Below are 13,019 nucleotides of genomic sequence, written 5' to 3'. Positions count from 1 at the left end.
GCTCCCGGTTGCCGCAACGCGGTCCTCCAGCGTGGTACGGCAACCATGCCTTGGCGCAGAAGCAAGCCCGGAAGTTGCGAACTGACAGGGAGATCGCGTGAATATCGCAGTTGAGGAACTGACCGGACAGGGTCTTGTCGCGGAAGAACTGTTCGACCGGTTGGCGAACCGGATCCGCAAAGAGCAGGAGATGTCTCAGGAGCTCGCTACCCGCATCGTGGATCAGGCGCTCGCGTTCCTGGCGACTTGCGCGGGAGCGTCAGAACCTTTGTCTCCCAGTGAAACCGTCGACATCGGCTGGCACACGTTCATCCTCTACACGCGCGAGTACGCCGCATTCTGTGAACGCCTCGCGGGTCGCTTTCTCCACCACGAGCCGACAGACACCGGCTCGGTCTCGGTGTCGCGGACTCCCGCGGAGTCGATGAAGGTCACCATGCAGGCCATCCGGGCGGCCGGGTATGCGGTCGATCCGCCCTTGTGGGACGCGTCGGCCGCGTGCAACCAGTGCTCGGAAGGGTGTACTCACTCCAGCGGCGACACGGGATGCCATCACCATCCGGTCCGCACTGTTACCGTCCTGGCGTGATGGAGCGATTCACCTGGGACGACCTGCCCAGCGCCGTGCGGAGCGCGGTCCTCTCGCACCTCGGTCCGGTCACCGCGGTCCGGGACATCGAGCAGGGACAGCACTGCAACACCGCTCTCGTCCTTCGCGGCAAGTCAGGAGACGTTTTCCTCAAGGGTGTCCGGGGAATCAGCCCGCAGATGCGCTGGCTGCGCAACGAGGCCGACGCCGCAGACCTCGCTCCCGGACTCGCACCGGCAACCCGGTTCAGTGAAGACGTCGACGCGGGTGAGCTCTGGTTCGTCGTCGGCTTCGAGTACGTCAACGGCCGTCCCGCCGACCTGACGCCCGGCTCCGCCGATCTCACGACCGTCGCGGCGACCGTCGCGCGGATCAGCGCGCTCCCCGGTGGCTCGGCTCAGCCGCTGAGCAAGCGGTGGGCGTCGGCTGACTGGTGGGCCAAGCTCGCTGCCGAGGCTCCGGACACCGTGGCCGGTCTGGATATCGACGAGCTGACCGATTGGTGCCGCGCGACCCCCGGACTGGTCGCCGGGAGCGCCCTGATCCACACCGATCTCCATGAGCATCAGTTCATGATCGGTGACGATGCGTCGTCGGTCCGGGTGATCGATTGGGGACGGCCGGCCTCGGGCGCTGAATGGGTCGACACGGCTTTCCTGGTCGTGCGGCTCATCGCGGCGGGCCACGAACCGGGCGCCGCCGAAGCATGGGCGGCGACGGTGCCGTCGTGGACCACGCGCACGGACAAGGCCGTCACCGCGTTCGCCTGCTACGTGGCCGGACTGTGGAGCTACCGAGCCGCCACGACGCCTTTCCCCGGTGCCACCAGGCTCAGCACAGCCGCCACGCGGTACGCCCGTCACCGGCTGTCGAGCTAGCCGGGCCTCCACGTACCCCGGTCAGGGGGCGACTTGGTTGCGCAGCAGGCAGAACACGTTTCCCTCGGGGTCGGATAGCACATGCCACGACTCGTCCCTGGTCTGGCCGACGTCGGCGGGCCGCGCGCCGGCGGCGAGCAGCCGCTCCAGCTCCGCGTCCTGATCACGGTCGGTGGGGTTCACGTCGAGGTGCAGGGGGAGTTTGCCGGGCTTCGGGTCGTCGCTGCGGCTCAGGATCAAGGTGGGCTGCGGGCCGCCGAAGCCGGTGCCGGGCGGGCCGATCTCGATGTCCTCGCCCTCTTTGCCGATTTCGGCGTACCCGAGGACTTCGCACCAGAACGCGGCCATCCGGACCGGATCGGCGCAGTCGAGGACGAGTTCGGTGATACGGCAGGCCATGGGGCGAGGGTAACCGGTTCATCCGCCTTCGATGTTTGCCCGGCCGGGCGCACGGGTATCCCCGAACCAGACGTGGGGAGCAGAGTCACCCGAGCCGGAGGACGTTCGATGACCGCGGTGTCCCTGGTGGAACGCCGGCGAAGCGACGACTACTCGCATTGCCGCCCCCTGTTCGACGAAATGGCGGAACTGCCCGACGGTCATCCCGAGCGCAGCCGGCTGCGGGAGCACCTGATCCTCGAGCTCCTGCCGATCGCCGAGCACATCGCGGTCCGGTTCGGCGGACGCGGCCAGCCGCGGGAAGACCTGATCCAGGTGGCCCGGATCGGGCTGATGAAGGCCGTGGACCGGTTCGACCCCGTGCAGGGCGGCGATTTCCTTGCTTACGCGGTGCCGACGGTCATGGGCGAGGTACGGCGTTTCTTCCGCGACACCGGCTGGGCGGTGCACGTCCCGCGCGGGATGCAGGAGCTGCGCACCCGGCTGTCACGGGGAACCACGGAACTCACCCAGGTCCTCGGCCGCGCGCCGACCCCCTCCGAACTGGCCGCTCATCTGGACGTCGACGTCGACACCGTCCGGGAAGGCCTGCTCGCCGCGAACAGCTACCAGACGTCGTCCCTCGACCGGCCGGTCAACGGCGGTGAGGGCACGCTTTCCCTGTCCGACGTGGTGGGGGAGCTGGACTCCCGGTTCGGGCTCATCGAGGACCGGCACACCGTGGTCCCGCTGCTCAAGCGGCTGCCGGAAAGGGACCGGGCGATCGTCACGATGCGCTTCTTCGACAACTTGACCCAGTCCCAGATCGCGGCGCGGCTGGGGATCTCCCAGATGCACGTCTCGCGTCTGCTCACGAAGATCCTTCAGGACCTGCGCGGCAAGCTCGCAAGTCCGTGAAGGCCTCCTTGAGGGACTCAGAGTCCCTCAAGGAGGCCTTCACGGACCGGTCTGCCTTACTGGCAGGCTTCGCAGTCGGGGTCGTCGATGCGGCAGGCGGCACCGTCGGTGAGCGGGAAGTCGAAGTCGTCGAGCGCGGGGACGGCCAGAGCGGTCTCTTCCGGCGTGGCGGTGGCGGACATGGCACTCCTAGAGGTACGGAACGGGTCTTATCTCTCTGTAGCGCTCAAGATCGCCCGTCATTCCGTGACCCGCGCCACACCGGGGTCAGACGGCCGCCAGCTCCTCGCCGGGCAGCATCCCGTTGGGGATGTCGGTGACCCGCCAGGTGTCCACGGCCAGCTGGACGGTCTCGATGGGCGTGTCCAGGAACGGCGCCACGTAAGGCACCTTCGCCACGAGCAGATCGCGGGCGGTCTGGGCCCGCTCGCCGTCCAGGATCTCGGCGCGGACCATCGCCTGGAGGAACGGGTCGGCAGGCGAGCCGGTGGAGACGATGACCGAGGCCACCGGGTTGTGCCGGAGCGCGGTGAGGGTGCGGCCCCGTCGCTCCAGGACGAGGACGAGGGTGAACAGGTCGGACTCGGCGAAGAACACGCCGTTCACCCAGGGGCCGGACTCGCCGGAGGTGGCGAGGTACAGCGACTGGTGCGCCGCCAGTGTGGTCCGCGCGAGGGCGGAGACATCGGTCGTGGACATGACGGAAACTAGAACCCGTGCGGCACGCGGCTTCAAATCCGACAATCCCATCGGGCGATTTTCGCTACTTGGTGGCGGAAGGCAAGGGCGTCCTGCTGGCCTTCGCGGACAGGAGCGGCGCGTGGCCTCGCAAGTAGTGTCGCGAAAGCCACTTTCGCGACCTCAGACGTCCCGAAAGTGGCTTTCGCGACACCCGGATGCGGCGCCTGGGCGACCGAGTCGACAAGGCACCTTTTCCTTACCCGTCAAGGAGCGGCGGAATCCGCCGCCCGGAACAGCGCTTCCGCCTCGTCCACCGCGTCGGCGAGGACGGCGGGATCCGCTCGCAGACCGGCGACGACCGCGTCGACCCCGCGCAATCCCGCGCGCCGCAACAGCTGCTTCTCGTTGGTGACCCATTCGCCGCGCGCCGCCAGTACCGCGTGCGCCGTTTCCATGGCGGCGGTGGCCAGCGCGCCCGCGACCTCCGTCGCCTGCCCGCGCGGGACGAAGGCGCCACGGGCGTAGCGCAGGGTCAGTTCCGCCCGGCCTCGCCATATCGGCGGCGCCGTTTCGCGCAACGCTTCCGGGTACTCCGGTCGCGGCAGGTCGCCGCGCAGCACCCGGTTGACGGCCAGTTCGGCGACCGGCAGATAGCTCGGCACACCCGCGAGGTGGAACATCAACGGCTCCCAGTGGAACCGGCCCTGCCGCGCCTCGGCCAGGTGATGTTCGACGGCGTCGAGGTCGCGATAGTGGACGTCGGCCTGTTTGCCGTCGATCGTGAGCCAGGCTCCGCCGTTGAACACCCCACCGCCCCAGGCGCCGAGCTCGGAGACCTCGCCTTCCCAGCCGACGGCGCGCAGATCCGCCGGATCGAAGCCGCCGCGGTAGTAGACGGCGAAATCCCAGTCGCTGCCGGGGCCGTGGGTGTTCTGTGCGCGTGATCCGCCGAGGGTGACGGCGTGCACGGCGGGCAGCGCGGCCAGGGTCTCGGCCACGTGGGCAAGGAAGGTTTCGTCGTTCATCGCGCGAATGACCTTAGGGGTCCTTCCTTGAGCGCGCGAGACCTTTTCCGCGGCCTTACCCTCGGAAGATGACCACGATCCCAGGACGACTCCGCGAGCCGCTGGCGTTCCTCCCGTTCCTGGCCGCGGTCGCGGTGGCCGCGCTCGTGGGCGGCCTGGCCGCGGCCGACGCCCGCTCTGTCTACAGTGGACTGGACTTGCCGCCGTTCGCGCCGCCCGCCTGGCTGTTCGGTCCGGTGTGGACGGTGCTGTACCTCGGGATCGCCGTCTCCGGCTGGCTGTACTGGAAATCCGGCGGGGAACGCCGGGCGCTGGGCTGGTACGCGGCGCAGCTGGTCCTGAACGCCGCTTGGACGCCGCTGTTCTTCGCGGCAGGCGCGTACGGCCTCGCCCTGGCCGACATCGTCCTGCTCGACGTCGCCATCGTGGTCACCGCGCTGTACTTCCGCCGCTCTTCACGGGTTTCGGCCGCGTTGCTGCTGCCGTACCTCGCCTGGACGCTGTACGCGACGGCGCTCAACGTCGCGATCGTCGTGCTCAACTGACCCCGATCGGCAAGGTGGCCGCCACGCCCTTGGCGTGCCTGCCGTCGAGCCGTTCCAGGGTGAGCCCGCCCCGGCGGACGGCGAGTTCCAGGTCCCGCACGGCGTGCTCCACCGCGTGCGCACCCGCGGCGGCGACCCGGATCGCCGCGCTGACCAGGGGTTCGGTCTCGGCGGAGCCGCGGTGCGCGGTCACGGCGAGCGTCACCGCGGCACCGGGGGCCGCGGCGAGCAGACGGCGCGAAAGATCCGCCGCGAGCACCGGTGACAGGGCGCCCCAGCCGTCGAGCCGGAAGGTCGCCTGGCAGATCGGGCCGCTGTGCCAGAACCGCCAGTCCTCCCGGATACGCGCGCGGCCCGCCGTGACGTGCGCCAGCGACGCGAGCGTGCCGAAGACCTCGTTTTCGGCGAGCGCCCGCACCGGCAGCCCGTCGCGGCGGAGTTGCCGACGCACGCGCCGGACCGTGTTCCCGAGTGCCTGCCGCACGTCGGCGTCGCGGTGGACGTCGACCGTGCGCAGCGCCTGCAGCGCGACCCAGCCCCGCGGCGGCCGTGAGCGGTCCGCGCCGACATGGTGGATGACCTGGGCGGCGACCCCCAAGGCCTGCTCCCGTGACGGCGGCAGCAACGTCAGCGGTGACGGCATCGGCTGGTCGCGGGCGGCCGATTTCGGTTGCAGTACAGCGGTGATCCCCTCGGCACGGCTGACCATGAACACCGGCTCGTCGCCGATCTCACCGGTGGTCCCCGCCGCTTCCGGCGACATCAGGCGCAGCAGCGCGCGGCCCGCCTCGCCCGCGTTCCGGAGGTCCCGGTCCCGGTCGCGCAGCAGATAGCCCGCCGCCGAACCGAGCCAGGCGTGAAGCCAGCGCCCGCGGACCCGCACGGCCGTCAGCGCGACGACCACCACGGCGGCGGTGATCACCACCGCCACCAGCGGCCATGGCCGTCCCGCGACCAGGACGAGCGCGACGAGGACGAGCTGCCAGCAGATGATCTGCGCGACCCCGATTCCGCCGGACCGGTCCGGGCGCCGCGCGGGAGCGGGCACCGCCGGATCCGGTGGCGGCGGACCAGGCGCCGGAACGGGCATCGCCGCGGACCATCGGGGCCGTTGCTCCGCCTGGCGAGCGGCGTTCAGCGCGTTCAGGGCGGCCTCGCGCGCGGCTGCCCGTGCGGCGGGCGCGGCATGGGCGAACGGATCGGGCATGGCTACGGGCCGCGATACGGCCGGTGCCGCGTGGGGAAGCGGCGAGGGCGGCGCGTGGTACCGCCCGCCCGTCCTGGCCGCGCCGAGATCGGTCATCGTCCTGCCTCCTCAGTGTCTGGCGGGCTCAGCTTGTCCCGGCGAACATGAGGTTTCGATGACACGGGCCCGCAGGCCCGAGACAGGCAGTTTCATCGAAATTTCATGGTGGCTCTCTAGCTTGATCGCGTGAACACCGATGAGCGGGACACGAAGCGCTTCAGCGTCGTGGCCAGGACCCGGATGGCCGTCGCACTGGTGGTCGCGGGCTGCCTGGCGCTGGTCGGCCTGGCGGTGACCGGGCAGGCCGCGACCCCGGAACGGCTGGAGTTCGTCCAGGTCGGGCACTGGGTCTACAACGACGCCGCCCAGTCCGCGTTCCACGTCGACGGCTCGACGAGCCGCGTCGACGCGCGGGCGGACGTGCCCGGCGTGGCGAGCGGCAGCCAGGTCGCGCAGGGGGACGACTCGGGTTACGTGGTCGAGCGGAACCGCATCACGGAGTTCGACAAGTCGACTTTGAGCGTGGAGGAGTCCAAACCGCCGCCCGCGCCGGAAACGCCGTTCGTGCTGGAGATCGCGGGTGGTCCGTACCTGGTCTACCGCAACGCCGGTCAGATCGTGCGGCTCGGCGACCCGTCCGCGACGGTGCCCGCAGGGGGGCCACTGTCCCGGCCGGTCGCGACCGCCGACGGCACGGTGTGGGTGCTCCGCATCGACAACGGTTCGATCTGCGAGCTGCCCAAGGGCGCCGCCGTCCTGACCTGCACCGCGCAGCTCCCGCCGGGACACGGCGGGGGGCTCACGCTCGTCGGCGACCGCCCGGTCGTGCTCGACATGACCGGCGACAGCCTCCACCGGGTCGGCCCTGGCGGGCTCGGCGAAGCCCTGCCCCTCGGCATCAAGCTCTCGCCGTCGGCGCAGGTGGCCAACAGCTCCGTCGGCGACCGGCTGGCCATCGCCGACCCGGAGCGCAACCAGCTCCACCTCATCGACATCAGCGGGCTCGACCAGGACCGCCCGTCCGCGAAGCCGATTTCGGTCGAGCTGAGCAAGGGCAGCCGGTTCAACGGCCCGCTCTCCTCGTCGAACGTCGTCGCCATGGTCGACGAGACCCGCGGCGAGGTGCTGACCTACGACGCCGCGGGCAAGCTCAAGGCCACCACGAAGGTGCCGAACCAGGGCACGGCGCCGAGGCTGGCCAAGGGCGAGGACAACCGCATCTACGTCGACAGCTCCGACGGCTCGCACGTGCTGGTCGTCAACGGTGAAGACGGCACGGTGGTCGACGTCGACGTCGACAAGGCGGCCAACACCCAGACCGCGGGCGCGCCGCCCGCCGATCCGGAACCGTCCGGCGAACGGCCCCCGCCTCCGCCGTCGCAGCAGCGACAGCAGGCGCCGCCGGTCACCCAGAAGGCGCCCCCGCCGGTGGCGAAGGCGACTCCGCCTGGCGCGCCGAGGAAGGTGAGCGCGACCGCGGGCGATGGCTCAGTCAAGGTCTCCTGGAGTCCCGCGGCGGAGAACGGCGCGCGGATCACCGGCTACCGGGTGAGCTGGACCGGCGGTTCCACGAAGCTCGGCGGATCGTCACGGGGGACCACGATCTCCGGGCTGGCCAACGGAACCCCGTACGTGGTCACCGTGGTCGCGGAGAACTCGGTGGGACTCGGGGTGGGTGCCAGCGCCAAGGCGGTCGTGCCGGGACCCGCCAACCGGCCGGCCGGGGCACCTGTCGTCACCGCGAACGCCACCGCGGCAGGCAAGGTGTCGGTGAGCTGGACCCAGCCCGACCTTCGCGGCGGCACGCTCGTGCATTACCTGGTGAGCGCGACGGGACAAGGCCAGCGCACGCTTTCGGCCACCTCGACGGAATTCACCGGGGTCACCGGAACCGCGACCGTCTCGGTCCGCGCGGTCACGAAGTTCGATTCGGGGTCCACGCTGACCGGGGCCACCGGCAGCCGGAAGGTCACCGTCCCGGTGCCGTCGGATCCGCCGACCATCACCATCTCCGGGGTCCGGGTCGGCACGACGGGCCTGATCGTCTCCGTCAACGCCAACGGGAAGGGCGCGTCCGCGACCTGCCAGGCGGAGTTCAACGGCGCCCTCTCGACCCCGAAGTCGTGCTCCGGCGCCACCACACTGAACATCAACAACGTGGCCTATGTCGGCGCCATCACGGTGAACGCCACCATCAAGACGACCGGCGGTACCGGCAAGGACAGCTGGACCGGCGTGCCCAGCGCGGGCGGAGGCGCCCCCGGCGGTGTCGTGCCGGACCGCGGTCCCCTCGGTGGCGGCACTCCCGGCGGCTCAGTGCTCTGGCTCGGGCCGATCGCGATGGTCGGCTTGCGCCGACGAAAGGAAAAGGAACTGCTGTGACGCTCACCCCCAGGGTCGCCTACGAGCAGATCGCCGAGAACGTGCAATCGGTGGTGCGCGGCAAACCGGAGGTCGTCCGGTTCACCGTGGCGGCACTGTTCGCCGAAGGGCATCTGCTGATGGAGGACGTGCCCGGCGTCGGGAAGACGACGATCGCGCGCTGTGTCGCCGCCAGCATCGGCGGCCGGTGGAGCCGGATCCAGTTCACGCCCGACCTGCTGCCCGGCGACATCACCGGCGTGATGGTCTACCACCAGAACGCCGAACGCTTCCAGTTCCACCCCGGCGGGATCTTCGCCAACGTCGTGCTGGCGGACGAGATCAACCGGGGGACGCCGAAGACGCAGGCCGCGCTGCTGGAGGTGATGGCCGAACGCCGGGTCACCGTCGATTCGGTCGGCCAGGCGGTGCCGCGGCCCTTCCTCGTGGTGGCCACGCAGAACCCGATCGAGCTGGAAGGCACCTACCGGCTGCCCGAAGCGCAGCTGGACCGGTTCCTCATGCGCATCTCGGTCGGCTACCCGGATCTCGAATCCGAGATGCGGGTGGTGATGGGGGACTGCGCCGGGGTCACGCCGGACGAACTGAAGCCGGTGCTGAGCATCGCCGACGTCCAGTCGGTCATCGACGAGGTCCGGAAGTCCCATCTGGCGCCGGAGATCGTCAACTACGCCGTCCGGCTGGCCGCGGCGAGCCGGTCGCATCCGGACGTCCGCTACGGCGCCAGCCCGCGCGGCAGCATCGCGCTGATCCGGGCGGCACAGGGGCTCGCCGCCACCTTCGGCCGCGACTTCGTCACCCCGGACGACGTCAAGGACGTCGCGCATCCGGTGCTCGATCACCGGCTCGTGCTGACGCCCGACGCGGAACTCAACCAGCGGCGGACCGCCGACATCGTCGACGAACTCCTGGGCGCGACGGCCGCTCCCATGGCCGCGATGGGGAGGTAGGCCGTGCGGCTCACCCGCCGCGGTGTCATCGTGCTCGCCTTCGCCGCCGGGTTCTACGCCCTCGGCGAGCTGGCCGGGTACACGTTCTTCCGCGCCTTCGCGGGGATCGCGGCGGGCGCGGTGCTGATCGCCTTGGCCACCACCAGGTTCCGGCCGCAGGTGGAGATCGGCCGGACCGTCCGGCCGGACCGGGTCGAACGCGGGAAGCCCGCGCTGGCCTCGCTCGTCGTGCGCAACACCGGATCGCGACGTCACGGCGGATTCGCCGCGGGGGACGGGATCGGGACCGAAACGCACAGCCTGCGGGTCCGCCCGCTCGCGCCCGGCGCGGAAGCGACGTATCACTACGAACTGCCGACGACGGTACGCGGGAAGCTGCGGGTCGGCCCGCTCACCGTGCACCGGCCCGACCTGTTCGACCTCGCCCGCGGCGACCGGACCGTGGGGAGCACCGCGTGGCTGTGGGTGCATCCGCGACGGCACGCGGTGCGCGCGGCGCAGGCCGGGCATCCGCGTCACCACCACGAAGGCCCGATCACCGACCCGCCGCTGCGCGGTTCGGCGGATCTGCGCGCGGTGCGGGAGTACGTGATCGGCGACGAGGTCCGGCATCTGCACTGGAAGGCGACCGCCAGGACCGGGCGGCTCATGGTGCGCGAGTACGCCGATCCGGCCCAGCCGCGGTTCACCGCCGTGCTCGACACCCGGCCCGCGTCGATGCGCCCCGCCGTTTTCGAAGAGGCCGTCGAGGTGGCGGCTTCCCTGTTCTACGCGTCGGCGTCGGCGGGTCAGCACTGCCGCCTGATCACCGCCGCGGGCGCGGACACCCTGACCGACAGCGGGGTGCGCGCGGCGAGGACGCTGCTGGACGCACTCGCGCTCGTCACCCAGGACGCGCCGGACGAGGCGCCGCTGCTGCCTTCGGCGCTGGCCGCCGCCCACCGCCCCGGCGGGGTGCTGGTGCTGATCACCGGCCCGGACGCCGACCTCGGCCACGCCGCCCGCTGGCGGCCCGACACCGTGGTCCGGCTCGGTGACCTCAGGCCGTCGGCGGGTGCCGGTGGCCTGATCGTCGCGGTCGACGCCGCCGGCGCCGCGGCACAGTGGAACTCCTTGGTGGGTAAGGCATGAGCGCCGGATTCGACCGGATCGCGGTCGCCGGGCTGCTCGGCGCGACCGGTGCCGCCGGGCTGCTGTTCGCGCCGGTGTTCGGCTGGGGGCCGCTGCTGGTCCCGGTGCTCGTGGTCGTCCTCGTCGGCTACGGCTGCGCCGAGCTGACCGCGAAGTTCCCGAAGCTGGTTCCCTACCGGCCCTTGCTCGTCGCGTTCCTGGGGCTGCTCGGCCTGATCGAGACGGTGCTGAGCTCGACCACTCTCGCCTTCCTGCCCACCCTCGCTTCACTACAAGGAGTGGCGCGCGGACTCACCGAAGGCTGGCAGCTCACCCTGCAGTCCACCTGGCCCGCGCGGCCGGTTCCCGATCAGCTCCTGTTCGTCCCGCTGTCGGTGCTGCTCGCCGTCGTGCTCGGGCTGGAACTGCTGCTGCGCCTGAAAAAGCCGCTGGTGGCACTCGCGCCGAGCCTGGTCGTCGCCGGGCTCGCGCAGGCGTATCAGGCGCTGACGGGCATCGGCGCGGTGGCGGCGGCGCTGGGGTACACGCTGCCCGCCGGGCTGGTGCTGTGGTCGGGCCGTCGCGTCCGGGCGGTGAGCCGGACACCCGGCGGAGCGTGGTTCTCCTGGCGGCTGACGGGATCGGCGGTCTGGCCCGCACTGTCCACCGTGGCCGCCTTGATTGCCGGATCGGTCGCGTTCGCCGGGCTCGACCCGATCGGCCAGGAGCCGCTGACGCTCAAGGACACCCAGGCCGCGCCGCCGCCGAGGAACAGACTCGGCAATCCGCTCGACGACATCGCCCATCGGCTGACCCAGCCGGGCGAAGAGGTGTTCCGCTACCGCAGTGACACTCCCGTCGATCAATGGCGCCTGATCGTGCTGAACGGTTTCGACGGCGCGAACTGGCTGTCCGATTCCCGGCTCCAGCGGCTCGGCACGGGGCTCGACGGCGCTCTCGGCGGCGCGAGTGGCACCGCCGAACTGAAGGTGCGCGGGCTCGCGGGACCGTGGCTGCCGAGTCATCAGGACCTCACCGGGGTGGACGGGGTGACGCCGCTGGTGGACCAGGCCGCGGGCACCCTGCTGATGGAATCGCCGTCGCCGGGGCCCGAACGGCACTACCGGCTCAGCTGGTCTTCGCCCGACGTCGATCTCGGTCCGAGAGAGGTCGACGCGCAGGCGCCGGGCGGGCTCGGCGGGCTCGGCACGGTGCCGCCCGAGGTCGAGCAGCTGGCCAAGGACGCCGTGCGCGGTCTTCGCCCGACGTTCCAGTCCGCACTGCAGCTCGAACGGTTCCTCAGCACCAATTATCTGCTCGCGGCGGGCTCGGACGAGCTGCCGACCGGGCACGGCTGGCCGCAGCTGCGGCATTTCCTGCTGGAGAGCAAACGGGGCACGAGCGAGCAGTTCGCCGCCGCGTACGTCGTCTTGGCGCGGATGAGCGGCATCCCGGCCCGGCTGGTCGTCGGATTCCGCGGTTCGGCCGAGACCGACGGCGGGATGCGCGTCGTCCGGAACCGGGATGTCCTGGCGTGGCCCGAAGTCGCGGTCGCCGGGGCGGGCTGGGTGCCGCTCGACCCGACCGCCGCGGCAGGCAAATCGGGGCAGGAACAGGCCGCTTCCGGCAAGGCCGTCGCACGGGCGCGGGCCCAGCTGCCCGCCGAACAGCAACTGCGGCCGCCCCAGCTCCCGCCGGGCACGCCCGCGGACACCGCCGAGGGCCAGAACGCCGACGCGGGCGCGAGCTGGTGGTGGCTCGCGACCGCCGCCCTGATCGTCCTTTTAGGACTCCTGTGGCTTCTCGGGGTCCCGGTGGCGAAGGTGGTCCGTGCCCGTCGGCGGCGTCGCCGGTCCGGGGCCGAAGGGGTGCTCGGCGCCTGGGACGAGATTCGCGACCGGCTGCGCGCGCACGGTGTGCCGTTCCGGATCGGGATGACGCCGCGGGATCTCGCCGAGTCGGCGGGATCCCTTGCCGGAGAAGGGATTCGCGAGCCTGTCGCCAGGCTGGCCAAGGTGCTGGACGTGACGCTGTGGTCCGGTGTCCCGGTGGGCGACGGCGCCGTCCGGAGGGCGTGGCAGGAGGTCGGCGAAGTGCGCCGGGGGCTGGCCACCAGACCGTTCGCGGCTCGGGTGCTGGCGGCACTCGAGCCGCGGACCCTGGTGCCGATCAAGGGGCGGTCCGGGAAACGCGGCTGAAGGACGCTTTACCCGCATCTCATCTCTCGTCACATGTCGCGAAAGCCACTTTCGCGACATGTGACGTCCCGAAAGTGGCTTTCGCGACACTGCTGGCCCCTGGCCCGCGGCCAAGTAGT

13 protein-coding genes are annotated in these 13,019 nt (G+C 71.2%); 8 read left to right on the top strand and 5 right to left on the bottom strand.

Annotated features, from left to right (window positions below; translation table 11 throughout):
* The first annotated feature begins 97 nt into the window (after window positions 1-97).
* Together AMYAL_RS0108280 and AMYAL_RS0108275 are read left to right on the top strand one after the other, a co-directional pair.
* A complete protein-coding gene (locus tag AMYAL_RS0108280; protein WP_020630837.1) occupies window positions 98-589 on the top strand; it encodes a glycine-rich domain-containing protein in 492 nt (163 codons plus the stop codon).
* Window positions 589-1,467, top strand: coding sequence for a phosphotransferase (locus AMYAL_RS0108275; RefSeq protein WP_020630836.1), 879 nt, complete (start codon window positions 589-591; stop codon window positions 1,465-1,467). Before AMYAL_RS0108280 ends, AMYAL_RS0108275 begins: the two co-directional genes overlap by 1 nt.
* 21 nt (window positions 1,468-1,488) lie before the next feature.
* Here the strand turns inward: AMYAL_RS0108275 and AMYAL_RS0108270 are convergent, their stop codons facing one another.
* Window positions 1,489-1,866, bottom strand: coding sequence for a VOC family protein (locus AMYAL_RS0108270; protein WP_020630835.1), 378 nt, complete (start codon window positions 1,864-1,866; stop codon window positions 1,489-1,491).
* A gap of 108 nt (window positions 1,867-1,974) precedes the next feature.
* On the opposite strand from AMYAL_RS0108270, the gene AMYAL_RS0108265 reads away from it, so the two are divergent.
* Window positions 1,975-2,763: a SigB/SigF/SigG family RNA polymerase sigma factor gene (locus AMYAL_RS0108265; RefSeq protein WP_020630834.1), complete on the top strand. Its 789-nt coding sequence runs from the start codon at window positions 1,975-1,977 to the stop codon at window positions 2,761-2,763.
* Between the two features lie 56 nt (window positions 2,764-2,819).
* Here the strand turns inward: AMYAL_RS0108265 and AMYAL_RS50785 are convergent, their stop codons facing one another.
* The 3 genes from AMYAL_RS50785 to AMYAL_RS0108250 all read right to left on the bottom strand — a co-directional run bounded on the left by AMYAL_RS50785 (window position 2,820) and on the right by AMYAL_RS0108250 (window position 4,469).
* Window positions 2,820-2,945, bottom strand: coding sequence for a hypothetical protein (locus AMYAL_RS50785; protein ID WP_007031507.1), 126 nt, complete (start codon window positions 2,943-2,945; stop codon window positions 2,820-2,822).
* 85 nt (window positions 2,946-3,030) lie between these two features.
* Window positions 3,031-3,462, bottom strand: a complete 432-nt coding sequence (locus tag AMYAL_RS0108255) for a pyridoxamine 5'-phosphate oxidase family protein (protein WP_020630833.1) — start codon at window positions 3,460-3,462, stop codon at window positions 3,031-3,033.
* A gap of 245 nt (window positions 3,463-3,707) precedes the next feature.
* A complete protein-coding gene (locus AMYAL_RS0108250) occupies window positions 3,708-4,469 on the bottom strand; it encodes a nucleotidyltransferase domain-containing protein (protein ID WP_020630832.1) in 762 nt (253 codons plus the stop codon).
* A gap of 68 nt (window positions 4,470-4,537) precedes the next feature.
* Here AMYAL_RS0108250 and AMYAL_RS0108245 point away from each other — a divergent pair, with 68 nt between their 5' ends.
* The gene (locus tag AMYAL_RS0108245; protein WP_020630831.1) at window positions 4,538-5,014 is read left to right on the top strand and encodes a TspO/MBR family protein; all 477 of its coding nucleotides are present in this window, start codon (window positions 4,538-4,540) and stop codon (window positions 5,012-5,014) included.
* Here the strand turns inward: AMYAL_RS0108245 and AMYAL_RS0108240 are convergent.
* Window positions 5,007-6,317, bottom strand: coding sequence for a type VII secretion protein EccE (locus AMYAL_RS0108240; RefSeq protein ID WP_245192830.1), 1,311 nt, complete (start codon window positions 6,315-6,317; stop codon window positions 5,007-5,009). The two genes, AMYAL_RS0108245 and AMYAL_RS0108240, sit on opposite strands and share 8 nt — an antisense overlap.
* A 129-nt stretch (window positions 6,318-6,446) precedes the next feature.
* Here AMYAL_RS0108240 and AMYAL_RS0108235 point away from each other — a divergent pair, with 129 nt between their 5' ends.
* The 4 genes from AMYAL_RS0108235 to AMYAL_RS0108220 are packed head-to-tail and all read left to right on the top strand — an operon-like array spanning window position 6,447 to window position 12,900.
* Window positions 6,447-8,642, top strand: coding sequence for a fibronectin type III domain-containing protein (locus AMYAL_RS0108235; protein WP_026466858.1), 2,196 nt, complete (start codon window positions 6,447-6,449; stop codon window positions 8,640-8,642).
* Entirely contained in the window at window positions 8,639-9,592 is a 954-nt protein-coding gene (locus AMYAL_RS0108230; protein WP_020630829.1) for an AAA family ATPase, read from the top strand. Before AMYAL_RS0108235 ends, AMYAL_RS0108230 begins: the two co-directional genes overlap by 4 nt.
* Before the next feature lie 3 nt (window positions 9,593-9,595).
* Complete coding sequence (locus tag AMYAL_RS0108225; protein ID WP_020630828.1) at window positions 9,596-10,723, top strand: DUF58 domain-containing protein; 1,128 nt, start codon at window positions 9,596-9,598, stop codon at window positions 10,721-10,723.
* Window positions 10,720-12,900, top strand: coding sequence for a transglutaminase TgpA family protein (locus AMYAL_RS0108220; RefSeq protein WP_020630827.1), 2,181 nt, complete (start codon window positions 10,720-10,722; stop codon window positions 12,898-12,900). Before AMYAL_RS0108225 ends, AMYAL_RS0108220 begins: the two co-directional genes overlap by 4 nt.
* The last annotated feature ends 119 nt before the right edge of the window (window positions 12,901-13,019 follow it).

Origin of the sequence: Amycolatopsis alba DSM 44262, from assembly GCF_000384215.1 — a bacterium.
GTDB lineage: Bacteria > Actinomycetota > Actinomycetes > Mycobacteriales > Pseudonocardiaceae > Amycolatopsis > Amycolatopsis alba.
The sequence above is the reverse complement of the archived record's forward strand: the minus strand, read 5'-3'. Positions and strand labels throughout refer to the sequence as shown.